22 protein-coding genes are annotated in these 26,256 nt (G+C 50.3%); 11 read left to right on the plus strand and 11 right to left on the minus strand.

The genetic code is table 11. The features are described from left to right. Positions 1-400: 400 nt before the first annotated feature. Positions 401-1,873, plus strand: coding sequence for an alanine/glycine:cation symporter family protein (locus ACO6UX_RS20505; protein WP_422450180.1), 1,473 nt, complete (start codon positions 401-403; stop codon positions 1,871-1,873). 341 nt (positions 1,874-2,214) lie between these two features. On the opposite strand, the gene ACO6UX_RS20510 is transcribed toward ACO6UX_RS20505, so the two are convergent. Together ACO6UX_RS20510 and ACO6UX_RS20515 are read right to left on the minus strand one after the other, a co-directional pair. Further along, positions 2,215-3,318 carry a hypothetical protein gene (locus tag ACO6UX_RS20510; RefSeq protein ID WP_422450181.1) on the minus strand — a complete coding sequence of 368 codons (1,104 nt, stop codon included), beginning with the start codon at positions 3,316-3,318 and terminating at the stop codon, positions 2,215-2,217. Positions 3,319-3,696: 378 nt separating this feature from the next. Continuing rightward, positions 3,697-4,443: a hypothetical protein gene (locus ACO6UX_RS20515; protein ID WP_422450182.1), complete on the minus strand. Its 747-nt coding sequence runs from the start codon at positions 4,441-4,443 to the stop codon at positions 3,697-3,699. Here ACO6UX_RS20515 and ACO6UX_RS20520 point away from each other — a divergent pair. The 3 genes from ACO6UX_RS20520 to dxs all read left to right on the plus strand — a co-directional run bounded on the left by ACO6UX_RS20520 (position 4,442) and on the right by dxs (position 7,699). Next, positions 4,442-4,714, plus strand: coding sequence for an exodeoxyribonuclease VII small subunit (locus tag ACO6UX_RS20520; RefSeq protein ID WP_422450183.1), 273 nt, complete (start codon positions 4,442-4,444; stop codon positions 4,712-4,714). The genes ACO6UX_RS20515 and ACO6UX_RS20520 overlap by 2 nt on opposite strands. A 2-nt stretch (positions 4,715-4,716) precedes the next feature. Beyond that, positions 4,717-5,628 carry a polyprenyl synthetase family protein gene (locus ACO6UX_RS20525; RefSeq protein ID WP_422450184.1) on the plus strand — a complete coding sequence of 304 codons (912 nt, stop codon included), beginning with the start codon at positions 4,717-4,719 and terminating at the stop codon, positions 5,626-5,628. Positions 5,629-5,773: 145 nt separating this feature from the next. Further along, complete coding sequence (gene dxs, locus ACO6UX_RS20530) at positions 5,774-7,699, plus strand: 1-deoxy-D-xylulose-5-phosphate synthase (protein WP_422450559.1); 1,926 nt, start codon at positions 5,774-5,776, stop codon at positions 7,697-7,699. A gap of 355 nt (positions 7,700-8,054) precedes the next feature. Here dxs and ribA read toward each other — a convergent pair whose 3' ends face one another. The 6 genes from ribA to ribBA all read right to left on the minus strand — a co-directional run bounded on the left by ribA (position 8,055) and on the right by ribBA (position 13,024). Then, complete coding sequence (gene ribA, locus ACO6UX_RS20535; RefSeq protein ID WP_101748396.1) at positions 8,055-8,648, minus strand: GTP cyclohydrolase II; 594 nt, start codon at positions 8,646-8,648, stop codon at positions 8,055-8,057. A 114-nt stretch (positions 8,649-8,762) separates the two neighbouring features. Continuing rightward, the gene (locus ACO6UX_RS20540) at positions 8,763-9,395 is read right to left on the minus strand and encodes a retropepsin-like aspartic protease family protein (protein ID WP_422450185.1); all 633 of its coding nucleotides are present in this window, start codon (positions 9,393-9,395) and stop codon (positions 8,763-8,765) included. 76 nt (positions 9,396-9,471) lie between these two features. Further along, positions 9,472-9,984 (minus strand): phosphatidylglycerophosphatase A, encoded by a 513-nt coding sequence (locus tag ACO6UX_RS20545; protein WP_422450186.1) that lies wholly within the window; start codon positions 9,982-9,984, stop codon positions 9,472-9,474. 22 nt (positions 9,985-10,006) lie between these two features. Further along, positions 10,007-10,996: a thiamine-phosphate kinase gene (gene thiL / locus ACO6UX_RS20550; protein ID WP_422450187.1), complete on the minus strand. Its 990-nt coding sequence runs from the start codon at positions 10,994-10,996 to the stop codon at positions 10,007-10,009. Between the two features lie 72 nt (positions 10,997-11,068). Further along, a complete protein-coding gene (nusB, locus tag ACO6UX_RS20555) occupies positions 11,069-11,554 on the minus strand; it encodes a transcription antitermination factor NusB (protein WP_422450560.1) in 486 nt (161 codons plus the stop codon). Between the two features lie 351 nt (positions 11,555-11,905). Continuing rightward, the gene (gene ribBA / locus ACO6UX_RS20560; protein ID WP_422450188.1) at positions 11,906-13,024 is read right to left on the minus strand and encodes a bifunctional 3,4-dihydroxy-2-butanone-4-phosphate synthase/GTP cyclohydrolase II; all 1,119 of its coding nucleotides are present in this window, start codon (positions 13,022-13,024) and stop codon (positions 11,906-11,908) included. Between the two features lie 216 nt (positions 13,025-13,240). Between ribBA and ACO6UX_RS20565 the strand changes: the two genes are divergently transcribed. After that, on the plus strand, positions 13,241-14,611 hold the full coding sequence (locus ACO6UX_RS20565) for a hypothetical protein (protein ID WP_422450189.1): 1,371 nt from the start codon (positions 13,241-13,243) through the stop codon (positions 14,609-14,611). A 50-nt stretch (positions 14,612-14,661) separates the two neighbouring features. On the opposite strand, the gene ribD is transcribed toward ACO6UX_RS20565, so the two are convergent. Both ribD and ACO6UX_RS20575 read right to left on the minus strand, forming a co-directional pair. Continuing rightward, the gene (gene ribD / locus ACO6UX_RS20570; protein ID WP_422450190.1) at positions 14,662-15,798 is read right to left on the minus strand and encodes a bifunctional diaminohydroxyphosphoribosylaminopyrimidine deaminase/5-amino-6-(5-phosphoribosylamino)uracil reductase RibD; all 1,137 of its coding nucleotides are present in this window, start codon (positions 15,796-15,798) and stop codon (positions 14,662-14,664) included. Between the two features lie 14 nt (positions 15,799-15,812). Beyond that, entirely contained in the window at positions 15,813-16,334 is a 522-nt protein-coding gene (locus tag ACO6UX_RS20575; RefSeq protein WP_422450191.1) for a HugZ family protein, read from the minus strand. 665 nt (positions 16,335-16,999) lie between these two features. On the opposite strand from ACO6UX_RS20575, the gene dapB reads away from it, so the two are divergent. The 5 genes from dapB (at position 17,000) to greA (ending at position 23,979) form a co-directional block, all read left to right on the plus strand. Then, positions 17,000-17,806, plus strand: coding sequence for a 4-hydroxy-tetrahydrodipicolinate reductase (dapB, locus tag ACO6UX_RS20580; protein ID WP_422450192.1), 807 nt, complete (start codon positions 17,000-17,002; stop codon positions 17,804-17,806). A gap of 249 nt (positions 17,807-18,055) precedes the next feature. After that, on the plus strand, positions 18,056-18,898 hold the full coding sequence (locus tag ACO6UX_RS20585) for a hypothetical protein (RefSeq protein WP_422450193.1): 843 nt from the start codon (positions 18,056-18,058) through the stop codon (positions 18,896-18,898). Between the two features lie 177 nt (positions 18,899-19,075). Beyond that, complete coding sequence (gene carA, locus ACO6UX_RS20590) at positions 19,076-20,218, plus strand: glutamine-hydrolyzing carbamoyl-phosphate synthase small subunit (RefSeq protein ID WP_422450194.1); 1,143 nt, start codon at positions 19,076-19,078, stop codon at positions 20,216-20,218. Positions 20,219-20,245: 27 nt separating this feature from the next. Continuing rightward, a complete protein-coding gene (carB, locus tag ACO6UX_RS20595) occupies positions 20,246-23,506 on the plus strand; it encodes a carbamoyl-phosphate synthase large subunit (protein ID WP_422450195.1) in 3,261 nt (1,086 codons plus the stop codon). Further along, a complete protein-coding gene (gene greA, locus ACO6UX_RS20600) occupies positions 23,503-23,979 on the plus strand; it encodes a transcription elongation factor GreA (protein WP_422450196.1) in 477 nt (158 codons plus the stop codon). The genes carB and greA overlap by 4 nt, the downstream gene beginning before the upstream one ends. A gap of 83 nt (positions 23,980-24,062) precedes the next feature. Here greA and ACO6UX_RS20605 read toward each other — a convergent pair whose 3' ends face one another. Beyond that, on the minus strand, positions 24,063-25,121 hold the full coding sequence (locus ACO6UX_RS20605; protein WP_422450197.1) for a hypothetical protein: 1,059 nt from the start codon (positions 25,119-25,121) through the stop codon (positions 24,063-24,065). 708 nt (positions 25,122-25,829) lie between these two features. Here ACO6UX_RS20605 and ACO6UX_RS20610 point away from each other — a divergent pair. After that, the gene (locus tag ACO6UX_RS20610) at positions 25,830-26,240 is read left to right on the plus strand and encodes a hypothetical protein (RefSeq protein WP_422450198.1); all 411 of its coding nucleotides are present in this window, start codon (positions 25,830-25,832) and stop codon (positions 26,238-26,240) included. Positions 26,241-26,256 lie beyond the last annotated feature (16 nt).

The raw sequence follows: 26,256 nt of genomic DNA on the forward strand, positions 1-26,256 counted from the left end.
TCAATAGTGTCATTTAATTGATAATTGGTGTGTTCATTATTTGTTTCCTGATGAAAAAGCCTGTTTTGTAGTTTGCTATTTTGAAATGGTGGGGCTTCCTGATTGTTTAAGAAATGTTTTATTTTACCGTAAGGGTATTCTAAATTTTTGTTCAGGCTTTCAATTGCATCAGTTGTTATTTGTACGTGTTGGTGATCGTTTTATGCGTATTTTTGTGGTTTGTTATTTGGCCTGAATTGGACATAGGATGTGTTGTTGTTAAAGGGTTCCAGGAAGTTTTTAAAGGATTTCCATTGTTTGATTGGTAGGTGTTTATACTTATCATCCAAGGTTTATTCCCTAATGTTATAAATCTTAATTTGAAATAAAAATCGAGAATACACAATGCGCCGGAAATTTTATGAATAACTTAATAGACTCCATCAATGGTCTGCTTTGGGGCAGCATTCTTATGTACCTGCTTATGGGGGCAGGTCTGCTTTTCACGGTAAAAACCCGCTTTGTTCAAATTCGCCGGTTTACTCTGGCAATGAAAACCATGCTGGGCAGCCGTGCGACTGATTGTTCTACTCATGTCTCTCCGTTTCAGGCGTTTTGTACAAGTCTTGCTGCACGGATAGGTACTGGCAACATAGCGGGTGTCGCGGTTGCCATCACTATGGGTGGGCCTGGTGCTGTTTTCTGGATGTGGCTGATTGCGGTTCTGGGTATGTCCACCAGTCTTGCCGAGAATATTCTTGCCCAGCTTTATAAGACCAATAACGGTGATGGTACTTATCGAGGTGGCCCGGCTTATTACATTGAGAAAGCCCTTGGGCAGCGCTGGCTGGGTATTATCTTCTCCATCTCCCTGATTATTGCGTTTGGCTTTGCCTTTAACAGTGTGCAGTCTAACTCCATTGCAGCAGCATTCAGTGGCTACGAAATTCCAACGGAAGCTATTGGTATGGGGCTGGCAATGGTGAGTGCCCTGGTCATCTTCGGTGGTATTCGCTCCATTGCCAAAGTGGCAGAGATGGTCGTCCCGATCATGGCTTTTGGCTATCTGGGTGTGGCCCTGGTGGTGGTATTTATGAATATCACAGAGCTGCCGGCGGTCTTCAGCCTGATTATCAAGAGCGCTTTTGGTCTTGATAGTGCTGTCGGTGGTGGAGCGGGTTACGCGGTATCCCAGGCGATGCAGCAGGGCATCAAGCGTGGTTTGTTCTCCAATGAAGCGGGTATGGGTAGTGCCCCTAACGCAGCGGCAACCGCACACTCGAATCATCCTGCCAACCAGGGCATGATGGGGATGCTGGGTGTATTTATGGATACGATCATTGTCTGTACTGCGACCGCTTCTATTATCCTGATGTCCGGCGTAATGGACGGTTCTGGTGTAACAGGTATCGAGTTGACGCAGCTGGCTCTGGAAAGCCAGGTGGGGCCGGTCGGTAAGCACATGGTAGCTGCGGCTATTCTGTTGTTTGCTTTCAGTTCGATCATTGCCAATTACTACTATGGTGAATCAAACCTGCGCTTTATCATGGACAAGAATTGGCTGGTAAACGTTTACCGTATTGCTGTACTGGGTATGGTGATCTGGGGGGCAAGCAGCAGCCTGCCAACAGTGTGGGCTTTTGCTGATGCTTCCATGGGGATCATGGCACTGATTAACCTGACGGCTATTCTGATGCTTTCTGGTATTGTTGTTCAGGTTCTGAAGGACTTCGATGATCAGGTGGCATCCGGTGTGACACCGGTATTCAATCGTCGCAAGTTCCCATTCCTTGATAAAACCATGGACGCAGACGTATGGACCGAGCACAGCTCAGGTCCGGTTGAAAACTCTGAGAAGGCAAAAGTTAAACGCACTGCGGCACCAGACGTTTAATTCTGACTTGGCTGAAATCAGTGAAGGCCACTTTTTCAGTGGCCTTTTTTTATCCTAAGGAGTTGTCTGGAAATAACTTCCCTATTTTCATTGCCTGACTCCGTTCGGACTGAGTGCAAGCTTGTCGAAGTTCGGTGGCACGACCCTTCGATACTTCGACAATCTTAGCACTCAAGGTGAACGGAAATCGGGAACTTATTAAAAGACAATTCCTAAATACCGCCGTTTGACCTTCGTTTGACCTTCAAATGATTATCAGGTTCAAAATTTCAGGATCAAGACTGAACGATCCTGATTGTGGGGGAGACACGGCAAAAGTTGAAAACTGTCGCTTCATAAAATTATGCAAGATGATTGTTGTTCAACTGACTTTTCTTCCACTTCAGTCGAATATAAAAATCGTCTCTTTCAGCCAACCAGCCGCCACGTTCAAAGTCCCTGCCAACCTCATCTGCACAGATCGCCTGGCGATTTAATGGCAGGCCGTTCAGGCAGCATTCCGCTTTGAAACGCACCAGCGCCAGCATTGCTTTCGCTGCCGTATAATCCTTGACCACATCATCCGGTGTGATCTCTTGGCCAGTCAACGGCGGTTGCCTCAGGCAACATGCCGCTTTGAAGTGCGCCATCTCAAGTTTGCCTCTCGCGCTATTCGGAAAAGCACTAAGCACATCGCCCGTTCTGAGCTGTTGGCCTCTGAACGGCATACGCCTCAGGCAACATTGCCCTATGAAGCGCGCTATCTCCAGTTGGCTTCCCGGACTATTCTGGAAAGCCCTGGTCACCATGTGTGGTAAGACCGGATTACCCAATGGCAGGCCTCTTAAGCAACATCCCTGCTTAAAGAACGCTATCTCCAGTTTGCCTTCCGGGCTATCCGGGAAAGTCTCAAGCACCTCTTTCAGTGAGATCCGCCGGCCGTGAGGCGGCGGTTCCCTCAGGTAACACTGTGCCTTGAAGATGGCCATCTCAAGTTTGCCTTCCGGACTATCCGGGAAAGCCTCGATCACAGCTTCCGGTGAAACCTGCCGACCATGCAGCAGCAGTTCCTTCAGGCAACATTGAGCTTTGAAGAGCGCCATCTCAAGTCTGCCTTTCGGAGTATTCGGGAAAGCTTCGACCACAGCTTCCGTTGAGACCTTCTGGCCATGCAGCGGCATTTTTTTCAGGCAACAACGCGCTTTGAAGAACGCTAACCTCTCTTTGCCTTCCGTGCTATCCGGGAACGCCTCGACCACAGCTTCCGTTGAGACCTTCTGGCCATTCAGCGGCATGCCCCTGATGCAACAATTCGCTTTGAAGCGCGCTATCCCCAGTTTGCTTTCCGGCCTGTCCGGGAAAGCATTAACCACTTCATCTGGTGTGAGCTGAAGGTCATTCCATAGCAGGCCCCTCAGGTAACATTTCGCTTTGTTGTCCGCTCTTTCAAAAAGCAACAATGACATGCTTTTATCGCTGACCAACATTTTTTTAATAACATAGTCTGATCGAAGGCACGACACATGACGTGTATGAGTCGCACTGAAATGAACAAAATCAAAAAAAGATAAATTACTGGCAATGAGAACCAGTAGTTCATCAGGAAGTTTGTTCAAATAACAGCTATCAGGTTGGCAATGTACTTCTTTTACGGTTCTGATACCAAAAAACGCAAATGGAATTGACGAGTCAGGGGTTTGGGGATCAAGAATGTACGACTGTACTCGGGGTGATACAGCAGGGGCTGGAAACATAATATAGATCCTTGTTCACCTTTTTTTCTATGAGCCCGGAGTCTGAAAAAAGTTCCACTCATGACCGGCTTGATCCAGCCCTGAAACGTTTCAAGGCAGGGCTGGATCAAGCCGGTTGTGGATGGTTCGGATAAATAACCGGGCATCTGTAAGCTCAAGATCTGCAAGGGACAACGCCAGGTGGTTTTTGCTGCCATCGGTTATCAATCGCAGGCCGTCAAAGTTCAGCTCACCAAGCGTGCTTGGGATCCGCAGTCGAATCAGGCCATTGTGCCTGAATTCAATCGTTGACAAATCAGGGTTGAATTCAAGTGTGTCAGCGGAGCCTGCTATCAGCAGAGGCTTGAGCAGAGTTTCCAGCGTGCTATCAACCGGCTCCGCATGTTCTTTCGCAAGCAGTGGGTAAACCGGAGTGAGCAGAGCCATTGACAGGGAGGCGGATAAACGCAGCTGGCTCTGGCTGGAAAGTGCCCTGCGCAGTTGCCATCGTGACAGCATGCGCTGTTCTATCAGGTACTCTCCAAGCAGCTGCTCATGGCTTGCTGACTGGTGAATGGCGGCATCAAGCTGCTCTGGAGAGATATATCCTTTTTTTATCAGGATCTGGCCCAGCATTGAGTTGTGGTAAACTGCCTGCCGTTTTTGTTCTTCCATCATTAAAGTCCATGATCTTGCCGGGGCATTGCTTTCAATATCGGCCAACGGGATAATGGTTTGATCATTGCGGATGGTCGAAAGCGGTTGGTCAAACCAGTGCGAAAATCGTTTTCGCCAACTATTCTCGTCATGGCTCGTTGATAACGTGCCATGAATGTTTTCTTCAACAGGCTCATTCATGTCAAAAAATACCGTGGATACTGAGAGCTTTGCCTTTGAGCAGTCTTTGGTGGAGCTGGAGACATTGGTCCAGAAAATGGAGTCCGGCGACTTGAGCCTGGAAGAATCTCTGAAAGCCTTTGAACAGGGCATTAAACTGACCCGTGGCTGCCAGAAAGCATTGACCGATGCCGAGCAGAAAGTTCAGCAGCTGCTTGTGCAAAATGGTGAACTGACCACAGAGCCATTTGCTGCTGACGGTGCAGAGCCTTCAGCAGATAGAGGGCTGTGAAGATGGCAAGCCCTGTGCCGCTTTCAAAATTTATCGAGCAGTGTCGTTTACAGGTGGATCAGGCGCTCACTGAAGTCCTGCCTGATGACAGTAAGGTCAGCCCCCTGCTGCTGGAAGCGATGCGATACAGTGTTTTTAATGGTGGCAAAAGAGTGCGACCAACGCTGGTCTATGCTGCCTGTCATGCTTTGGGTGGGGATGTTAAGCAGGCCAACCCTGCCGCCTGTGCTGTGGAATTAATCCATGCCTACTCACTGGTTCATGATGATTTGCCGGCAATGGATGATGATGACCTGCGCAGGGGCAAGCCAACCTGTCACAAGGCATACGATGAGGCAACTGCGATTCTGGTAGGCGATACGCTGCAGAGTCAGGCCTTTGAGGTGTTGGGCAATGCCCGTTTATGTCCTGATTCAACCCTGACTGACAGTGTTCGATTGCAGCTGGTGACGATCCTCAGCCAGGCGTCAGGACTGGCTGGCATGGCGGGTGGTCAGGCGATGGACCAATGCGCCGCCGGGACGGAGCTGAGCCAGCAGCAGCTTGAGTTGATGCATACCCATAAAACCGGTGCTCTGATTCGGGCCAGTGTCCGTATGGGAGCATTGTGTGCCAGGCCGTTACAGGGCGAGGAGTTGCAGTCACTGGAACATTATGCAAGAGCCATCGGTCTTGCCTTCCAGGTTCGGGACGATATTCTGGACGTTATTGCTGATACGGAGACGCTGGGCAAGCTTCAGGGAGCAGATATGGCTCTGGACAAACCAACGTATGTTTCCCTGATGGGGCTGGAGGCAGCGAAAGCTTATGCCAGAGAGCTTCACCATGCTGCGATCAGCGCCCTTTCCGGATTCGACCATCGTGCTGATTTTCTTCGCCAGATTGCCGATTACATCATTCGAAGAAGCTATTAGTGTTGTAGGTGGCTTCAGGAATCCAACCTATCTGATTTGTCAATTCTACGGGCTAGGCTGCACAACAAGATTGTGCGATGCTATTCCAGTCAGGTTGGGTGTACAATGCCAGCCAGCGGATCATCCCAGACGTTATTACGAGCACATGTTTCACGAGATACCCAAGACACTGCCTGATACTCCTTTACTGGATCAGGTAAATAATCCGGAACAGCTTCGCGCACTTGAAGAATCCCGTCTGCCACAACTGGCCCGGGAGCTGCGGGAGTTTTTATTGTATTCCGTTGGGCGGACAGGGGGGCATTTTGGTGCCGGGCTTGGTGTAGTGGAGCTGACCATTGCGCTGCACTATATGTTTAACACTCCGGAAGATCGTTTGGTCTGGGATGTGGGTCACCAGGCTTATCCGCATAAAATTCTGACGGGGCGCAGGGACAGAATGTCATCCCTGAGACAAAAGGATGGCCTCGCCGCTTTCCCGAAAAGAGATGAAAGTGAGTTCGATACGTTTGGTGTCGGGCATTCCAGTACGTCTATCAGTGCGGCGCTTGGCATGGCCATTGCCGCCCGGGCTAAAGGTGAAAAGAGGCGCGCTGTTGCAGTGATTGGCGATGGCTCCATGACGGCGGGTATGGCCTATGAAGCCATGAATCACGCAGCGGATGTAAAGGCCAATATGCTGGTGATTCTTAATGATAACGATATGTCCATTTCCAGAAGTGTTGGCGGGCTCTCCAACTATCTGGCCAAAATACTTGCCAGCCGGACTTACCACCATATTCGTGAAGGCAGTAAAAAGGTTCTGAATGTTATTCCCCATGCCTGGGAGCTGGCAAGACGAACCGAAGAACACGTCAAGGGAATGGTGGTTCCCGGAACGTTGTTTGAAGAGATGGGGTTCAACTATATCGGCCCTATTGATGGTCATGACCTGCCCATGCTGGTTCATACCCTGAGAAATATGAGAGACCTGGAGGGCCCTCAGTTTTTGCATGTGGTGACTCAGAAGGGGAAAGGGTTTAATCCGGCCGAGCAGGATCCGATTGGTTACCATGCCATTACCAAGCTGGAGCCACAGGCAACAGAGAATCTGAAGACGGTTGCCCCCAGAAAGCCCAAATACGCCAATGTTTTTGGACAGTGGTTGTATGATATGGCCGCAGCGGATGAGCGGTTGATGGGTATTACGCCGGCAATGAAAGAAGGCTCTGACCTGATTCGTTTTGCGGATCACTTTCCGGAGCGTTACTTCGATGCGGCGATTGCTGAACAGCACTGTGTCACCCTGGCGGCAGGCATGGCCTGTGAAGGCCTCAAGCCCGTTGTTGCGATCTACTCGACATTCCTGCAGCGTGCTTATGATCAGCTGATTCATGATGTCGCAGTGCAGAATCTGGATGTGCTGTTTGCCATCGATCGTGCCGGCATGGTGGGGGAAGATGGCCCAACCCACGGTGGCTGCTACGACATTGCCTATCTGCGTTGTATCCCCGATATGCTGGTGATGACGCCGGGTGATGAAAATGAAACCCGGCAGCTGTTGTCTACAGGTTTTCTTTATAAAGGGCCGGCATCGGTTCGTTATCCCCGGGGAACAGGACCAGGTGCTGAGATTTGCCTTGATCTTGCGCCTTTGCCTGTTGGTAAGGGGGAAATTCGTCGTAAAGGAAGCCGGGTAGCGCTGCTGGTGTTTGGCACCTTACTGGGGAATGCCCTGGCAGCTGCTGAGTCGCTGGATGCCACGGTTGCCAATATGCGGTTTGTTAAACCTCTGGATGAAGCGCTGGTCAAAGAGCTTGCTGCTAACCATGAGTTGTTGGTGACCCTGGAAGAAGGGTGTATTGCCGGTGGTGCGGGCTCAGGCGTGATGGAATATCTGCAGAAGCAGGAAATTACTGTGCCGGTGCTGAACCTTGGTATTCCTGATACTTACATTGAAGCGGCGAGCCATAAGGAGCAGTTGGCTCAGTGCGGGCTGGATCAGGAGGGCATTATTCGTTCGGTTCGTGACCGGATGGAGCGGATAGAGCGGAAGTCATTTCACCTTGGCAAAACGGCTACTCCGGCTTAGGAGCTGTCCTGAAATAATTTCCACATTTCTGGGTTTCAAAACTACGTTCGTCCTGAGCCTGTCGAAGGGCGTGAACTCCGGCCTCATGTATTGTGCCAATCACCCTTCGACAAGCTTGTATGTTTAACCTGTCTCTGATTACTTGTATAAGTGCAGAGACGGGGTGAGGGGCATCGACTGCTTACTGCCTTCAGGACAGACTGACTCAGGATGAACGGAGATCGAGTTCAAAATGTGGAAATTATTTCGGGGCATTCCTTAGGGGGGTTACCCTGAACAACTGTCTTTCACACGACAAAGTCGAGATGAAAAAAAGGGAGCCAGCTGGCTCCCTTTTTGATGTTATTGGATTTGTTCAGGCCATGTTATACATGTGCCCCAGCTTCCACACTTTAGTGGCCAGATAACGCTCGTTGTGAGGGTTTTGACCGGTCTGGTGCGGGATTCTTTCGGCAACCTGAATGCCCAGGTTGGTAAGGGATTCAACTTTGCGTGGATTGTTGGTCATCAGTTTCAGGCTGGAAACGCCAAGATGATCAAGCATGGTTTTGCACATGTCATACTTGCGCATATCCGGCTCAAAACCCAGTTCTTCGTTTGCCTGAACCGTATCCATGCCGCTGTCCTGAAGGTGATAGGCGCGAACCTTGTTCAGCAGACCAATGCCACGGCCTTCCTGGCGGAGATAAAGCAATACTCCCCGGCCTTCTTCAGCAATGCGCTCCAGGGCCGCCTGAAGCTGCGGGCCGCAGTCGCAGCGCATGCTGAACAGTGCATCACCCGTCAGACATTCGGAATGAACCCTGGCAAGTACCGGTCCCCCCTGACTGACATTCCCCATGGTTAATGCCAGATGCTCCTTGCCCGTACCACTGTCTTCGAAGCCATACATGATGAATTCGCCATAGGGCGTGGGTAAGCGAGACTCTGCAACAAAACTAACAGACACTCACTGCTCCTTATGTAGTTCGTGACCGGATTGTATCAGTCTGTGAGGCGTCAGGCGAGTATGGTAATAAGGCAGAAAAATAGAGAGAACTACCGGCTGACCCGGAACAATGGGTTAGTAATTTGCCTCAATCTGCATGACTCCACGATGCTCTGACAGTTTGACGTGTTTAAGAAAGCTCATGCCCAGTAATACGATATCAGGGTAGGAGCCTTCGATAACGGTTGCTTCTACGTGATTTACCCGAATGTTGCCTAGAATCACGCTCGATAAATTTACCTGGTAACCATCAACAAGATCGCTGGCGGTTGCTACTTTAATTGGGTTTCCTGCCTGATAATCGATGCCCAGACGTTTGGCGTCCAGTGAGTTAATGGCTAAAACATTAGCACCAGTGTCCACCAGAACATCAATGGCGCGGTCATTAATCCGTCCCCGGGTGATGTATTGTCCCCGGTTATTTCGGGATATTTTGATGATGGCTTGCTCAGGCTGTTGAATGCCACCGTTCATATCCCGGCTCATCTGGTAGGTTGCAGCTTTGCCATTGACTTCCAGGGTGGCACTGGTGCTGGTCGCTTTCAGCAGTTTTACGCCTGCCACCGATTTTCCATCTGTAGCCAGTAAATGCCGCTGACCGTCGATGATAACCAGTGCTTTATTGGAAAAAAGACCAACAACGTTGATATTGCTGGCATAGCTGTGGGTGCTTATGGCCAGGGCCAGAAGAAAGGTTGACAGTCTCATGATGTATTCTTTTCTTATACTTATTGCTTTTGATGATATCAGAGGCTTAAGCCAGGTTAACAATCTCTATGTAGGGTTATGTGAGAACTTCCTTCAGATAGACATAGTGAATGGCCTGCAGGCATAAAAATGCAAAGACGCCTGCCACCAGGTCATCAACCATAATGCCCATACCGCCGTGAACTTTTTTATCCAGCCAGCTGATCGGCCAGGGCTTCCAGATATCAAACAGCCTGAACAGGACAAAGCCCAGAAGAATCCAGGGCCATCCTGCCGGGGCAGCAATCATGGTTATCCAGAAGCCGCAGAATTCATCCCAGACGATCGCTGGATGGTCATGCACCCCCAGATCTTTTGCGGTCCGCCCGCAGAGCCAGAAACCCACCACGGAAGCGACAACTATAACCCCAAGGTATGTCCAGAGACTTAATCCCTGCAGTAGCAGGTAAAAGAACACGGCGGCAATGGTGCCGAAGGTACCGGGCGCTTTAGGAGCCAGCCCGCTGCCGCAGCCAAAGGCAAGAAAGTGAACAGGATTTTTCCAGCAGGTTTCTCTTGGTGCTATGCCTTGTCTGGTAGAGAGCGTCATGGGCTTTATATTCTTTCAGAAATCAAAAATGAGTGTAGGCTTTTTTGCTGAGCAGGTTGCCCTGTGGGTCTCTGATTATTCCAGACTCATCATTAATCTGGCCAATACAGGTAATGCGACAGCCATCTGAGAGTTTTGCTGGCAGCGTCTGAGCCAGGTGGCGGGGAATCGTGAAACAGAGTTCGTAATCGTCACCACCGGTCATGGCCAGGGTGAGGGCGGTATCCTGGTCATGGCAACGGCCAAGGGCCGCAGACCTGGGAACCAGATCGGGCTCGATTTCTGCGCCCACGTTGCTGGCTTCGAGGATATGGCCAAGATCACCCAGCAGCCCATCGGAAATATCCAGGGCCGAGGTAGCACCTGCCTGGCGCAGCCATTGCCCGGCGAATAGACGGGGGGATGGATACCAATAGCGATGTAACAGGTATTTCAGGCTTTCATCACCGCAGGTTTCCGGTGTCTCGCCGCTCAACACAGAAGGCAGAGCCCCGGCTGCATCACCCAGGGTGCCGGTAATACAGATAAGATCACCGGGCCGGGCACCACTGCGTAACAGGGCCTGTCCTTTGGGGACCAGCCCCTGGACCTGTAGCGAGAGGGTCAGTGGTCCTTTTGTGGTATCTCCACCAATCAGCGGGATTTTAAATCGCTGGGCAAGCTGGGCAAGACCTTCAGAGAACTCTTTCAGCCAGAGCTCGGAAACTCTGGGCAGGGTCAGGCCGAGGGTAAAACTGTGCGGATCTGCCCCCATGGCGGCAAGATCACTGAGGCTGACGGCCAGGGCACGGTAACCAAGGGCGAAAGGATCGCACTCACCGGGAAAGTGAACCCCTTCCACCAGAGTGTCCAGTGACTGGGCAAGCTGCATATCCGGGGGGATGTCAAAGAGCGCACAGTCATCACCAATGCCAAGAATGCTGCTGGTATATTGCCCTTGAATCTGTGCGATCTCAGGGCGAGCAAAATAGCGTTTGATCAGCTCGAATTCACCCATTACACCAGTGGCCATAAATCCCCGTTACATGGTCAAGTCGTCTTCTGTGCCTGACATCCGTCACGGCGTAAGCAGCTTATAATCAGCCTATTTTTTCCGGTAGGCTTGCACTTCCTCAGAACGCAGGCGTGGTGCCAGCTTGTCGAGGATGCCGTTAATATAGCGATGGGAGTCCTGGGCACCAAAGCGCTTGACCAGTTCAATGGCTTCATTGATCACCACCCGGTAAGGAACATCCTTCCGGTTGATCAGTTCAAAGCAGCCGATGCGCAGGGCTGACAGCTCCACCGGGTCAAGCTGGCTCAATGGGCGGTCCAGTACGGCGGTCATCGCTTCATCAAGCTGGTTGGTTTGATTGGGCACACCATGAATGATGGCACTGAAATAGTCGGCATCCACTTTGCTGAAATCGTTGTCCGTGCGGAATTGCGCTTCAATCTGGTTCAGTGGTGATTTGGCAATTTGCCACTGATACAGTGCCTGAAGGGCCAGCTGTCGTGCTCTTCTGCGAGCCGACGGGTTAAGCCGGTCTGCGCTCTTCTTTTGAACGGGGTTGCCTTGTGGGTTATTCATTGGCGAGGTGCTCACCTCAAGCCTCCAGATTCTATAAAAGGGATATCATTTGAAAGGCACAGGCCTTTCCGCCCTTGCTGCCAGATTTTGTCGGCCACCAGGTTTGTTACCGTCAGAGCATCAAGGGGAAGCACTTCATCTTCCAGATTAACCTGAGACGGCTTTTAAACACATTCGTTAGCAACGCAATCAAAGTGCGGTGTACCACCAGAAGGTGAACCAACCAAATAGTAATAGCAAAGGCAACTTCTGTATTAAATACAGATGAACGATATCCGATCAGTTTACATGATCGGGTAACGTTCATTGTGATTTTTTTACGCTATTGAGGGGCTATTTCCTTCGGATGAGTTACTCACCAAATGGCAGATACTCCACAACTTCCAGGTCAAACCCGGAAAGAGCCGCAAAGCGGATGGGCGAGCTTAACAGGCGCATCTTGCCAACGCCCAGGTCGCGCAAAATCTGTGAGCCGGTGCCAATGGCCTGGTAGGCTCTGGACATCCCATCGGAAGACGAACGCTCATTGGCATCAACAAAGCGCTCCAAGGCCATTCCCAAGTCCTGGTGGCTGCCGGAATCCAGCAGTACCACAACCCCGCAGCCTTCTTCGGCGACCCTGGCCATGGCTTTATGCAGAGACCAGCTGGTGCGGGTAGCGTCACTGTGGGCTGCCAGCAGGTCACGGAACGGTTCCATGGCATGAACACGAACCATGGTTGGTGAGTCCGGCGTGATATAGCCTTTGCTGAGCGCCAGGTGTTTGCAGTCGCTGATGCTGTCCTGGTAAACCGAAAGATCAAACTGGCCAAAGTCGGTATTAATGACCCGTTGCTCAACCTTTTCTACGGTTTTTTCATGGACAATCCGGTAGTGGATCAGGTCGGCAATAGTACCGATTCTCAGGTCGTGCTTTTCTGCAAACGCTTCCAGGTCAGGGCGACGGGCCATTGAGCCATCTTCATTCATGATCTCAATAATGGCGGCTGCCGGTGTCAGTCCTGCCAGACGGGCAAGATCACAACCGGCTTCGGTGTGGCCAGCGCGGCTCAATACCCCGCCGGGTCTGGCACGAAGTGGGAAAATATGACCTGGCTGGACAATGTCGGCCGGGCGTGAAAGTGGGTCAACCGCCGTTAAAATGGTTCTGGCCCGGTCCTGAGCGGAAATACCCGTGGTCACCCCTTCTGCCGCTTCAATGGATACGGTGAATGGTGTGCCATAGCCAGACTGGTTGTCCGAAACCCCCACCATTGGTGGAAGGCCAAGGAAATCACAACGATCGCCGGTCAGTGTCAGGCACAGCAGCCCCCTGGCCTCACGGGTCATAAAGTTAACAATTTCCGGGGTGATTTTCTCCGCAGCGATGATCAGATCACCTTCGTTTTCACGGTCTTCATCATCCATCAGTATGACCGGCTTACCGAGGCGAATGTCCTCTAGAAGTTCTTCGATGGAGTTCAGCTGCATAATGTCCCTCTGATAACCGGTGGTTTCCGGTACGATTTCTTATCAGCTATAAGCGAAAAAATGTGTGGCGGCTATTTTACTCTTTTCGTCAGGGGTTAAAAGCGGTTTGTGGGGAATCTGTGCTTTGTTGTGATTTGCCTGTAATGTTTCTGGACGTATTAATGCTGTTTATCTGGCTGGTCACTATTCAATGGAATGATAAAGGGACTAATTATAATGTTTGGAAATGCATCGGATGTATTAAAGTCTTCTGCTGACGTTCTTGAAAATTGGAACAGTGAAGGTAACCACAGCCGCTGGCGATCCCTGGATATGCAAAAGGTGAATACGTCAGATGGACGACTGGTTTATAAGCTGGAGGTCAAGGAAGGTTTTTTTTCTTATCTGGTCAATCATGTCAAATGTTTCCTCCTCGCACCCCATTACAGGAAAACCATGGAGGAAGCGCTCCAGGCACCCACCATAGAGAAAAGCATAAAGGAGCGGTATGTTGCAGGGGTTAACAAGGGGGGGGTGCCCTTTGTGAGTCACATACCATATCAGCAATCATTGCCAGCAATCGAGGGTGGCCAGAATGCAAATCGTCAGACAACCGGATCGACAGAGTCAGGCGATGATTCAGGTTATGAAACGGCCAGTAATCTGAGTGACATTCCTGACCCATTGGATGTAGATGACACGGAGCGTGTATATAGGCTTCCTGATGAAGCGCAGGATGAAGGTTATTCTGAGAGCCCTGTGAGCCATAACCATGCTGACGTATTTAATGATGATCTCCAGCAAGCAATAGAGCAGAGCATGGTGACTGAGGTCACGGATCAGTTGAGACGTGCTGACCGAGACCGGGAGGCCAGTGAGCTGTCAGAAGCTATACGTCGTAGCCTGGCTACTGCAACTGATGAGAATGATCCCGCTTTGGCCCGGGCGTTAGCGCTCAGCAGAAAGTCGCAGATACAGGATGAGCAAATGCGTAGTGACAGAGAGCGAGCAGATGTGGCAAAGGCTATTCAGCGTAGCCTGGACTCAGGCACTTCAAAGATTACTGAAAGTGATCCCGCTATGACGCAGGGTCTCGCTTCAAGTAAAGAATCGGACGCCGTTCGACGAGCAAAAGCTATCCGGAAAGAGCGAAAGGCGGCAGCCATACTCGAGAAATACCACCGGAAGTTTGTTAAGACGGTTCGCGATGGCAATTGTTTTTATGATGGTATGTCCAAAATTAGACGTGATGCCAGCATCACGGAATTAAGACAAAAATCCTACGATGAGGGAAAAAGGTGCCTGGATGGTAATGGTAAGCTGGAGTTTCACCCGGCACTCACTTCTTTATTTAAAAAACAAATTGAAAATTTAAAGGAGTCTTATAATTATGCCAAACAGATTGATCTTCGTCTGATGGTGTGTACACAAAATTGCAGGATCATTGTTTGCGATCTTGATGAAACGGTAATCAACGTTCTTGGCTCTAAAGGTGAGCTTGAAGAGTATCCAAAAAAAACATTGTCTGAAGTCATGGGGCAATACCCTGAGGCAGAATTATTTGTGTACGATGAAGAAGGCAAGCACTACATGACAGGCGAGAGATAGCTGTGTTGTGACGGCAGGCTTGCTTTTCATCTTTTGTTGGGAGCAGCTCATCAAGACAATGGTCGCGCTGTGATTTTCCAGTCATTACCTATTGCCCGGATATCCTTGATGACCAGCTCTTTTTTTTCAGACATGCTTTGCAGTGGTATGTTCAATAGGGGTCTTGCTGCTGAGCCCATCAGAATCGGAGCCATGAATACCACCAGCTCATCAATCAGGTTTTCAGCCATCATACTGCCAGCCAGTTGAGCGCCGGTTTCCAGTAGCACCTCGTTACACTCCCTGCGTCCCAGTTCTGCTAACACTGCCGGGAGGTTTACTCTGCCAGCCGTTTGGTCTTCGGCATTATCTAAAACCAGCACTTCTGCACCCGCTTGCTCCAGCTGGGCTTTTTTCTCAGGGCAGCATGGTGAGGTGGTAACGATCAGGCAATGCCCGGGGCCTGAAATAACTTTGGCATCAACGGGCGTTTGCAGTGTGGAGTCCAGAACCACCCGCAGAGGCTGGCGTTTGCAGATCGCTTCTGCATTGGCCAAACCCAGTTCATCGGGGCGAACCGTCAGTGACGAGTTGTCGTGAAGGATCGAACCTACCCCGGTGATAATTGCACAACTCTGTGCCCTGAGTTTTTGCACTTCACTGCGTGCCTTGGGGCCGGTAATCCATTGGGATTCACCGCTGGCCATGGCGGTTCTGCCATCCAGGCTCATGGCCAGTTTTGCTCTGACCAGTGGCATGCCCGTCGACATGCGCTTGAGAAAACCTTCATTCAGGGCCCGGGCATCATCGGCAAGAACACCGGATTGGATTTCTATCCCTGCTTGCTGAAGCAGGGCCATGCCTTTACCGGATACGGCCGGGTTGTCATCCTTTATTGCCGCAACCACCCGTGCGACACCGGCAGCCTTGAGGGCTTCTGCACAGGGCGGTGTTTTGCCAAAATGGCTGCAAGGCTCCAGGGTTACATAGGCTGTGGCACCTTTGGCCTTTGTGCCAGCCATGCGTAGTGCATGCACTTCGGCGTGAGGTTCTCCTGCCTTTTCGTGCCAGCCTTCTCCAACAATATGACCGTTGACGTCTACAATTAAACAGCCAACTCTCGGGTTGGGCATGGTTGTATACCAACCTGAGCGAGCCAGCTCGATAGCCTTAGCCATAAAGCCACTGTCTATCGCTTCTTGGGTCATTGGAACCTCGGTTATTACTTTTTCTTATCGATAACAATATGGCTGAAAGAGCCATCCGCATTGATTTTGAAAGCTTTGCCAAAACCAACGGTATACTGGCCATTTTCAGGCGTCAGGGCAAAGAGGTGAAAGTCCGGCAGATTGCGCAAGACTTCCACCGTATTGCCAAATTTTTCCTGAATCAGGTCCAGCCAGTGGTCACAGCGTTCGGTGCCTCTTGCCAGCTCATCGGCCTGGCAGTGGAAAAAGGCGCGCTCGCGGGCAAACAGGTTTTTGGTTTCTGACTCAGGGGCTGCAAACAGGATTGAGCACACAGGGTTAGCCAGCAGATTGGGAGTGTGGTGAGTCAGCTCGCTGACGAATATATAAAAAGTACCGTCTTCCCCCCGCAGGTAGGGAGTGTAGCTGATTTCCGGTCTCCCTTGTGGAGAAAGTGTGGAAAGCGTTAACGTTTGATGGCTGTTTACCAGCTTCTCGCAGCGTTCAGCGATGGCCGCAAGTTCTTCACCTTCTATAACTGCTACTTTCTTGCTCATGACTACCTTGGATGAGAATCAGCATCATTAGCGGAGTAATATAACCTATTGCGAGCTTTATTGTCTCTTCGTATAGATGGCGTGCCCAAAGGAGTAGGATAATGGCATCATTGATGCCGGATTATCGATTCAAACAGGCTTTTTCGTAGGGGTGTGACTAACCGATGTGTCCCAGTAGGCTACTTTCTCTTTTCTCTGATTGGTTGCTACAACGATTCTGGTGATTTGACCAGTTCGGGCAAATACTTTTCAAGAAAAATTTGTAATCTGACCCGTATTCATAATCATTATTTCCAAAGTTTTATGAATTAAATTTAATGGATTTGGAGTGAATCCATTTTCAGGAATCAGAACTTAGAATATCCGTAAGGTTAAAAAGTTCAGTTTTAAAGTATCTGTGCTTCCCGAATCATCACAGAGAGGGTTTTCACAATGACCATGGCCATAAACAGCCTTGGAGCCCAATGCATCTCCCGAACGTCTTGCACAAACTGTCTGATCATCATTGCACCTGTAACTTTCACGAAGTGGGGGCAGGTTATCGTTTTTTCCTTAAAAAATAAAAGCCGGATTGCTGTTTTTCCTGCCCTGCTTGCTGTTTGTGGGTAGTCCGATAGACTACGAGGGATTTTTGCAACCGATTAAAATGCCAGAGGGAGTGTGACGTGACCAGAGTTGCCATTGTAGGTGCCGCTGGAAGAATGGGGCGAATGCTGGTGGAGGCCGTTGCCGCTGATCAGCAGTGCCAGCTGGGAGCAGCAATTATCAAGCCTGGCGACAGTCTGTTGGGGGTGGATGCAGGAGACCTGGCAGGGGTTGGCTCACTGAGTGTGCCATTAACAGATAGCCTGTTGGCAGCTGTTAATGACTTTGATGTTTTGATTGATTTTACCACCCCGGAATTGACCATGCAGAATGTTGCCCTGTGCCAGCAGTATGGTAAAGGCATTGTGATTGGCACCACTGGCTTAAGCAATGATCAGAAGGCAGAGCTCGCCAAAGCGGCAGAGGATACCGCCATCGTTTTTGCGCCTAATATGAGTATCGGGGTCAATCTGGTGTTCAAGCTGCTGGAGATGGCTGCCAGGGTACTGGGTGATGATGCAGATATTGAAGTTATTGAGGCGCACCATCGTCATAAGGTGGACTCACCCTCCGGAACGGCGCTGAAAATGGGTGAAGTGGTGGCAGATACCCTGGGGCGTGATCTGCAAAAGTGCGCTGTTTACGGTCGCGAAGGGTATACCGGGCCAAGAGATCGGGAAACCATTGGCTTTGCCACTGTTCGAGCCGGAGATGTGGTTGGTGACCATACGGTGCTGTTTGCCTGTGAAGGTGAGCGCGTGGAGGTAACCCATAAAGCCAGCAGCCGGTTGATCTATGCCCGGGGCTCATTGCGGGCGGTTCGATTTATTTCTGATAAAAAGTCCGGCCTGTTCGATATGCAGGATGTTTTGGGGCTGAAAACCTGAATCCACTGGATTTCAATGAATGATTGCAGTTCAAGGGGCTCTCATGCTTGACCTGTCATCATCATTACAATTCCCTGGGGTATAACAATACCCTTCGTTTTTGCACAGATGGCGTTGTAGTAACTGATTAAACGGGAAGTGATGAACCTGAGATCAACTGTCTGGCTGCATGGTTGATTACTGAAGAGAGCTTAAATCACTGCCCGGTGCGCTGATAATGCGGAAAATGGGTGAAAAAGGAGGTTGATAGTGATGATAGTATCCGGCGTTGTTACCCCTCAGGGGTGGGGGGATTGGTTGGCGAATGAGAGTCTTGATGCCATTCTTGATGGCATTGAAGGTTTCCCGAGGACAGCTGAAGGACAGAAAAAAATGCTTCCGGGCAGTAATACAGCTTGCGACAGAACTGCCCACAGCCTTTGTTCCCGTCATATTGCGCCTTATAATGGCTCTGTTCCAGCGGGAAGCATGGGTAAATCGATGAAAAGGCCGTTGCCTGCATGCACGGACCTTGAAGTGGTGTCTCAGAAATTAGCAAGAAATGAGCTACCCACTTTGAGTAAAAACAACGCGCCCGGGTCAGCAAATAACCACAGGGAGAGCCGTAACTCTGATTTATTCAGGATATGCTTTGAGCATCGGATGGAGGGAATCATCAAAAAAAACAGATTACAGCTCTTGATCGAAACACAGAAAAAAAAGAGTGAGCTGAAAAGCAAAGAAAACAAGGCGAAGAGAGTTTTGGAAAATCTAGGTTTCTGCAGACGCAGTCTGGGTAATTTAATGCATCCTATGGAGTATGCATTCAAGGTACTTTTACACGATGAATCTTCAAGAAAACTGATTAAATTGGAAATAGAGATTCAACAACTGACGCTTGAACTTAAGCAGGAGGAGTTGCAGAAGAAGTTTAGGGCGTGTGTGTATAATCAGGCGATTCGGGAGATGTCCAATTGTGCAGGGTTGGCCGGAGGGGCGGGAAGAGCGGTTAAAGAATATATGAATAAACAAGACTGGGTTGAGTTGCTGCCTCTTGATGCTCTGAATCAAAAATCACCTGGCGACCAAAAAAGTAGTGGACAAGTTAGCTGATTTATAGTCTAATAGCTGAAATTTGCCTTGAATTTATGGTGTTTGCGACAGGGTGCAAGATCAAAAGCGAGATAGTTTTTTAAAACATCTCGCTTTTTTTGGGTCTTCAAACTGGAGGACTTAAAGCATCATAGCGTTCGGGCTTAAGGCGCTCAGGTTCAAGTTCGGGAGGATCCTTTGACTAAGACGGCTGTTTTAGCTCTGGAAGATGGCAGTATTTTCCGGGGAATTGCCATCGGTATTGATGGTGAGACCAGTGGTGAGGTGGTTTTTAACACGGCAATGACCGGTTATCAGGAAATTCTCACCGACCCTTCCTATTCCCGCCAAATCGTTACGCTCACCTATCCCCATATTGGTAATACCGGTATTACTCCGGAAGACGAAGAATCCCCACAAATCCAGGCCGCCGGTCTGATCATCAAGGACCTGCCACTGCTGGCCAGCAACTGGCGCAGCAAAATGTCTCTGGATGATTATCTGAAATCCCGCAATATTGTCGCCATCGCTGGTATTGATACCCGCCGCCTGACTCGAATTCTCCGGGAAAAAGGTGCGCAGAACGGCTGTATCCTGGCGGGAGACGCCCTGACCGGAAAAGCGGCTGAAGCCAAAGCACTGGCCAGGGCCCGTGAATTTCCGGGCCTGAAAGGGATGGACCTGGCAAAAGAAGTCACCACTGACCAGCCCTACACCTGGACAGAAGGCGTCTGGAATCTGGAGACCGACAGTCATGCCGACGTGACGGACCTGCCGTTTCACGTCGTGGCTTACGATTTTGGTGTTAAAAGAAACATTCTGCGCATGCTGGCTCAGCGAGGCTGTCGTCTTACCGTTGTGCCAGCCAAAACACCGGCCGAAGAGGTTCTGGCCATGAATCCGGATGGTATTTTCCTCTCTAACGGCCCCGGTGATCCTGAGCCCTGTGATTACGCCATCGCCGCCATTAAAGAAATTCTGGACACTTCTCTGCCGGTGTTTGGTATCTGTCTGGGACATCAGCTGCTGGCTCTGGCCAGTGGTGCCAGGACCGAGAAGATGAAGTTTGGTCACCACGGTGGCAATCACCCGGTTCAGGATCTCAAGACCGGACAGGTCATGATCACCAGCCAGAACCATGGTTTTGCAGTAGCGGAAGACTCGTTGCCAGAGCACCTGCAGGCAACCCATAAGTCACTGTTTGATGGCAGCCTCCAGGGTATTGAGCGGACTGATCGTCCTGCTTTCAGCTTTCAGGGGCACCCTGAAGCAAGCCCTGGCCCACACGATGTGGCCGGGCTGTTTGACCGTTTTGTTGAGATGCTGAAGGCAGCAAAGTAACCAACCCCGTTTTGATGTGAGAACAAGATGCCAAAACGTACTGATATTGAAAGTATTCTGATACTCGGGGCTGGTCCAATTATTATCGGCCAGGCCTGTGAGTTTGACTATTCCGGAGCGCAGGCCTGTAAGGCGCTGAAGGAAGAGGGGTTTCGGGTCATCCTGGTCAACTCCAACCCGGCGACCATTATGACCGACCCGGCCATGGCGGACTCAACCTATATTGAGCCAATCCGCTGGGAGACCGTCGAGAAGATTATCGAAAAAGAGCGCCCGGATGCGATTCTTCCCACCATGGGCGGTCAGACCGCGCTGAACTGTGCCCTGGATCTGTTCCATAAAGGTGTGCTGGAAAAGTACGGCGTGGCCATGATTGGTGCCAACCAGCAGGCCATCGACAAAGCCGAAGATCGCCAGCTGTTTGACCAGGCCATGAAAAATATCGGTCTGGCAACGCCGCGCTCCGGTATTGCCCATACCATGGAAGAAGCCCGTGCCGTTCTCGATCAGGTTGGCTTCCCCTGTATTATTCGTCCGTCGTTTACCATGGGCGGCACCGGGGGGGGTATTGCCTATAACAAAGCTGAGTTTGAAGAGATCTGCTTCCGTGGCCTCGACCTTTCGCCCACCAATGAGCTGCTGATTGATGAGTCGCTGATTGGCTGGAAAGAGTACGAGATGGAAGTGGTTCGTGACCGCAATGATAACTGCATCATTGTCTGCGCCATCGAAAACTTTGATCCCATGGGGGTTCACACCGGAGATTCCATTACCGTCGCGCCAGCCCAGACGCTGACCGATAAGGAATACCAGATCATGCGTAACGCCTCCATTGCGGTACTGCGTGAGATTGGTGTGGAAACCGGCGGTTCCAACGTGCAGTTTGGTATCTGCCCGGACACCGGTCGTATGGTGGTCATTGAGATGAACCCCCGGGTATCCCGTTCTTCTGCCCTGGCTTCCAAGGCCACCGGTTTCCCCATTGCCCGTGTTGCTGCCAAGCTGGCGGTGGGTTACACCCTGGATGAGTTGAGCAATGAGATCACCGGTGGTGTGGTTCCCGCCTCTTTTGAACCATCCATTGATTACGTGGTGACCAAAATCCCCCGCTTTGCCTTTGAGAAGTTCCCTCAGGCAGATGACCGTCTGACCACTCAGATGAAATCGGTGGGTGAGGTAATGGCCATTGGTCGTTCATTCCAGGAGTCTGTGCAGAAAGCACTGCGTGGCCTGGAAGCCGGTGCCACGGGCTTTAACTCCATGTTTGATATCAAACTGGATGCCTGCTCTGATGCAGAACGTGAAGATGCACTGGCCAGAATCCGTCGTGAACTGGTGACACCGAAAGCTGACCGTATCTACTACGTTGCTGATGCCTTCCGTGCCGGTATGACCCTGGAAGCGATCTTTGCTGAGTGCATGATTGATCCATGGTTCCTGGTGCAGATCCAGGATCTGGTGAATGAGGAAGCGTTACTGGCTAATGACGCGGTTAATGACAAAGGTCTGACCTCTCTGTCGAAAGAGCGCCTGTTCCGTCTGAAGCAGAAAGGCTTCAGCGATGCCCGTATGGCTGAGCTGCTGGGTATTCAAGAAGCCGAAGTACGCAACTATCGTCGTAAACAACAGGTCAAGCCCGTCTACAAGCGCGTGGATACCTGTGCAGCTGAATTCCGGTCTACGACAGCGTACATGTACTCTTCCTATGACGAGGAGTGTGAAGCCGAGCCTTCTGGCCGTGAAAAAATCATGGTGATTGGCGGTGGGCCAAACCGTATCGGTCAGGGGATCGAGTTTGACTACTGCTGTGTCCATGCGGCACTGGCGGCGCGGGAAGATGGTTACGAAACCATTATGGTTAACTGTAATCCGGAGACCGTTTCTACCGATTACGACACCTCTGACCGACTCTACTTTGAGCCGGTAACCCTGGAGGACGTGCTGGCCATCATCGATGTTGAGAAACCCACCGGGGTTATTGTTCAGTACGGTGGCCAGACGCCGCTGAAACTGGCCCGTGCCCTTGAAGCCGAAGGTGTGCCGATTATCGGTACCAGCCCTGAAGCCATTGACCGTGCCGAAGACCGTGAGCGCTTCCAGCAGATGATCCAGAAACTGGGTCTGTTGCAGCCCGCTAATGCCACGGTTCGCAGTGAGCAGGAAGCGGTGGCCAAAGCGGCGGAGATTGGCTATCCACTGGTGGTTCGTCCCTCCTATGTTCTGGGTGGCCGTGCCATGGAAATTGTCGCCGGCGAAGATGAGCTGGTGCGTTATATGAAAGACGCTGTTCAGGTATCGAACGACAGCCCGGTGCTATTGGACTACTTCCTGAACCGTGCGGTAGAAGTGGACGTCGATGCGGTGTGTGATGGTGAGCGTGTGGTGATTGGCGCGATCATGCAGCACATCGAGCAGGCGGGTATTCACTCCGGTGACTCCAGCTGCTCGCTGCCGCCTTACAGCCTGAACCGTCGTCATCAGGATGAAATCCGTGAGCAGGTTCGTGCCATGGCGCTGGAATTGGGTGTTGTGGGTCTGATGAACGTGCAGCTGGCCATTCAGGATGACCAGATCTACGTGATTGAGGTGAACCCCAGGGCTTCCCGTACCGTGCCATTTGTCTCCAAGTGCATTGGTCACTCCCTGGCCAAGATTGCGGCACGGGTGATGATGGGCAAAACCCTGGATGAGCTGAACTTTACTGCTGAGATTGTGCCCCCATACTACAGTGTCAAAGAGGCGGTTTTCCCATTCAATAAGTTCCCCGGCGTGGATCCGATTCTTGGCCCGGAGATGAAATCCACCGGCGAAGTGATGGGCGTTGGGGCTACCTTCCCGGAAGCCTTCCACAAGGCGCAGCTGGCTGAGAACATGCAGCTGCCACAGGGGGGTAAGGTCATTCTCTCCGTCCGGGATTTTGACAAACCGGAGTTGCCGATGGTGGCTCGTCTGCTGATGGATATCGGCTTTGAGCTACTGGCCACCTCCGGCACGGCAAAAGTGATTGAAGAAGCCGGTTTGCCGGTCACCACCATCAACAAAGTGCATCAGGGAAGACCGCATTTGGTGGACATGATCGTCAATGGTGATATAGCCTTCGTCATCAATACGACTGAAGGTCGTCAGGCCATTGCTGATTCTTATCTGATCCGTCGCTCTGCATTGACCAATAAGGTGCTATATACAACCACCATGGCGGGAGCAGAAGCGATTGCACGTTCGATCGCCTTTGGATCTGAAAGATTGGTCAGACGGCTTCAGGATCTACACGAAGGTAACGTTGGATGAAAAGAATTCCCATGACGGTGGAGGGTGAAAAAGCCCTCCGTGAGGAACTGGCTCATTTGAAGGGGGTGGAACGTCCTCGTATTTCTGCGGCTATTGCTGAAGCACGTGAGCTCGGAGACCTTAAGGAGAATGCTGAATACCATGCCGCCCGTGAGCAGCAGAGCTTTGCCGAAGGTCGCATCAACGAGATTGAAGCCAAGCTCTCCAATGCCCAGGTAATTGATATTACCACCATCACCAAGACCGGCAAGGTGCTGTTCGGTACCACGATTGTACTGATCAACCTGGATGATGACCGGAAAGTCACCTACAAGATTGTGGGTGATGATGAAGCGGATATCAAAGTGAACAAGATCTCTGTCAACTCACCCATTGCCCGGGCCCTGATCGGCAAGGAAGAAGGGGATGTGGTTGTGGTTAACACGCCTTCTGGCGGTGTTGAATATGAGATCGATGAAGTGCAGCATATTTGATTAACGCATCACTGAGCGCGGTATCTTTTTCCATACTTATTGAAGCCCTGTGTTGTCTGAGGCAGCACAGGGCTTTATTTTTGCTAACGAATTTGTACTGCACTCTTTTTGCGCTTTGAGTAATTGGGATCTTTTCCTGCGATCCATAACGAGTCTCCTTTTTCTCGCTCCAGGTAAGCAGGATCCTGGCGACGATTCCTCTGCCACTCACGGCTGAGAGCCTTTTGGCAGTTTGCGTAATCAGGATTTTTGTAACGTTGTCTGCCAAGCGCCCTTTCGCGCTCAGAGAATGCGGGGTCTTTACGGAGCTCCCTTTGGCGCAGTTTGAGGTACTCCAGGTAAGCAGGATCTTTGCGACGCTCCCTTTGATACTCCCTTTGATACTTCTTCAGGCGCTCTGCGAAATCGGGATCATTCATGTAACGCTTCTTTTTGTACACCCTTTGGCGCATCCTTTGGCGCTCTGCGTATGAAGAATCATTCTTGTGGCACTTCCTTTGGAGCCCCCTTTGGTTCCCCGGGCAAGCAGGATTATTTTGAAGCGCCTTCTTGTGCTTAACGATTGAAGAGTTACCATCAACTATTCCTTGTGCCCGGGTTGTTTGGTTCAGGCTGAGTGGGTTAGCTACAGCAGTTGGTTGTAAATCCTCTGGATTGTCGGGTATGACAGGAAAATGAGTTAACTTATTATCTGGATTCAAATAGCTTACTGATGCTGGTTCCCTGATCTCAGGCTCGCTTCCCGATAAGCATAATTGCTGAATAAAGGGAATATCTGATGTCGATGGCAACGTATAATGAAACTGTTGGTCATCAGAATTCCAGGGTACATATTGGTCAAGAGCTGATTGAGGTATCTCGGGAATATCATTTGCGAAAGTGTTTGCTGAAGCGGCAAGGGTTGAAGAATTAATAGTATATTTATTCAATGAATTAATAGAACCAGCAAAATTTTTATGTGTATCTGACGGATTATGGTAAACCGGAAAAGGAGCGTTCAGTGTCTGAACAGACATGCCCTGGTATTCAGACTGTTGTCCACTGACACTGAATTTATACGTTTGCTCTGGCAAATCTAACGAGCCGCAATAAAGGCCGGTAAAATAAGAATCGAATGAAGGTATGTTATTAAGGTGATTCATTGAATTGTATTATTACTGACTTACAGCTAGAGATTACTCTTTCTTATAAAAGTTCCTTTCTGACACGGTTTCAATGTAATTGATGGGTTCCTTCTATTTCTATCATTGATGTCCAGGCTCCGTTCGTCCTGAAGCGGAGCCAGGGCAACGCAGGAGCCATTGCCGTGTAGGGCCGTCTTAAGTCCGACAGCCTCCCAGGAGGCTGACCGAGAATAGACTGCCCTACTGCGGTGGCAGCAAATTGGTCTAAAAAGTCGGAAATTTTTAGCAAATAGAACCACTATTCACTAAAAATTTCCGACTTTTTATCCTCAATTTTCTGCCATCCTCGCTACGGGCGCTATTCTCGGTCAGCCTCCTAGTCAATTCCACGTTCGTAATGTTTGCCGGTGGACAGATTGACCAGAAGTGGTGTTAATAGCGGCTTGCCAGTCAGAACCCAGTCATGATACTGGAAGAAATAGTTTACTGGATTCAGGTCATGGTGCAGTCAAGTTTATTACTCGAGTAATAGAAACAAAGTGTTCCTATTTGCATTTATCTTGATAATTGAAAGTAAAAGTCCATGGCTTTTGCCGACAGGGTGAGGCATTAATTGGGGGCTAATAAAGGATGATTATATAACGAAACTTTTGTCAACAAATCTTGTCCAAAAATTATGATCGGTAATGCAATTCGTTTAATTGCTCATTCCAAGAGGTTGTTACTATGCAGGCTTCAGGTGTAAACCAGGTTCAACAAGGTGCCCACGATGCAGTTGACAATCTGCCATCGGCTGGTGTTTCACGCCATATAAGGAAAAAAGCAAGAGATTTTGGCCGATGCGTTGCCATTATTACTGCGGCAGTACCTTTTTGTGTAGGTTGTATCGGACATCATTACCTGTTGTCCAGTACCGAGCTAGGACGTCGGTTAATAGCACGTGAATCAGACACTGCGATGAAGGTGGTAACTGTTCTAGAGGCAATTTGTATATCTCCTGTGATTGTGATTGTTACGAAAATTGCCGAACAGGTATGTATGCGGCCTGGTGGCTTTATTTTCGAGCGAGTCTGTACTTTGTTGGATGCGTGTGAGCGACAAGCAGCCGGGGATGACGTACCAGATCGACCAGAATGAAGTAGATAGGGATGCT

The sequence above is a fragment of the Endozoicomonas sp. ALB091 genome (assembly GCF_049310265.1).
In the GTDB taxonomy this organism is placed as follows: Bacteria; Pseudomonadota; Gammaproteobacteria; order Pseudomonadales; family Endozoicomonadaceae; genus Endozoicomonas.

What these genes read in the sequence shown, in the direction of transcription:
- ACO6UX_RS20505 (WP_422450180.1), top strand. Translation starts at nt 401, where the DNA reads ATGAATAACTTAATAGACTCCATCAATGGTCTGCTTTGGGGCAGCATT.
- ACO6UX_RS20510 (WP_422450181.1), bottom strand. Translation starts at nt 3,318, where the DNA reads ATGTCATTGTTGCTTTTTGAAAGAGCGGACAACAAAGCGAAATGTTAC.
- ACO6UX_RS20520 (WP_422450183.1), top strand. Translation starts at nt 4,442, where the DNA reads ATGTCAAAAAATACCGTGGATACTGAGAGCTTTGCCTTTGAGCAGTCT.
- ACO6UX_RS20515 (WP_422450182.1), bottom strand. Translation starts at nt 4,443, where the DNA reads ATGAATGAGCCTGTTGAAGAAAACATTCATGGCACGTTATCAACGAGC.
- ACO6UX_RS20525 (WP_422450184.1), top strand. Translation starts at nt 4,717, where the DNA reads ATGGCAAGCCCTGTGCCGCTTTCAAAATTTATCGAGCAGTGTCGTTTA.
- dxs (WP_422450559.1), top strand. Translation starts at nt 5,774, where the DNA reads ATGTTTCACGAGATACCCAAGACACTGCCTGATACTCCTTTACTGGAT.
- ACO6UX_RS20540 (WP_422450185.1), bottom strand. Translation starts at nt 9,395, where the DNA reads ATGAGACTGTCAACCTTTCTTCTGGCCCTGGCCATAAGCACCCACAGC.
- ACO6UX_RS20545 (WP_422450186.1), bottom strand. Translation starts at nt 9,984, where the DNA reads ATGACGCTCTCTACCAGACAAGGCATAGCACCAAGAGAAACCTGCTGG.
- thiL (WP_422450187.1), bottom strand. Translation starts at nt 10,996, where the DNA reads ATGGCCACTGGTGTAATGGGTGAATTCGAGCTGATCAAACGCTATTTT.
- nusB (WP_422450560.1), bottom strand. Translation starts at nt 11,554, where the DNA reads ATGAATAACCCACAAGGCAACCCCGTTCAAAAGAAGAGCGCAGACCGG.
- ribBA (WP_422450188.1), bottom strand. Translation starts at nt 13,024, where the DNA reads ATGCAGCTGAACTCCATCGAAGAACTTCTAGAGGACATTCGCCTCGGT.
- ACO6UX_RS20565 (WP_422450189.1), top strand. Translation starts at nt 13,241, where the DNA reads ATGTTTGGAAATGCATCGGATGTATTAAAGTCTTCTGCTGACGTTCTT.
- ribD (WP_422450190.1), bottom strand. Translation starts at nt 15,798, where the DNA reads ATGACCCAAGAAGCGATAGACAGTGGCTTTATGGCTAAGGCTATCGAG.
- ACO6UX_RS20575 (WP_422450191.1), bottom strand. Translation starts at nt 16,334, where the DNA reads ATGAGCAAGAAAGTAGCAGTTATAGAAGGTGAAGAACTTGCGGCCATC.
- carB (WP_422450195.1), top strand. Translation starts at nt 20,246, where the DNA reads ATGCCAAAACGTACTGATATTGAAAGTATTCTGATACTCGGGGCTGGT.
- greA (WP_422450196.1), top strand. Translation starts at nt 23,503, where the DNA reads ATGAAAAGAATTCCCATGACGGTGGAGGGTGAAAAAGCCCTCCGTGAG.
- ACO6UX_RS20605 (WP_422450197.1), bottom strand. Translation starts at nt 25,121, where the DNA reads ATGAATCACCTTAATAACATACCTTCATTCGATTCTTATTTTACCGGC.
- ACO6UX_RS20610 (WP_422450198.1), top strand. Translation starts at nt 25,830, where the DNA reads ATGCAGGCTTCAGGTGTAAACCAGGTTCAACAAGGTGCCCACGATGCA.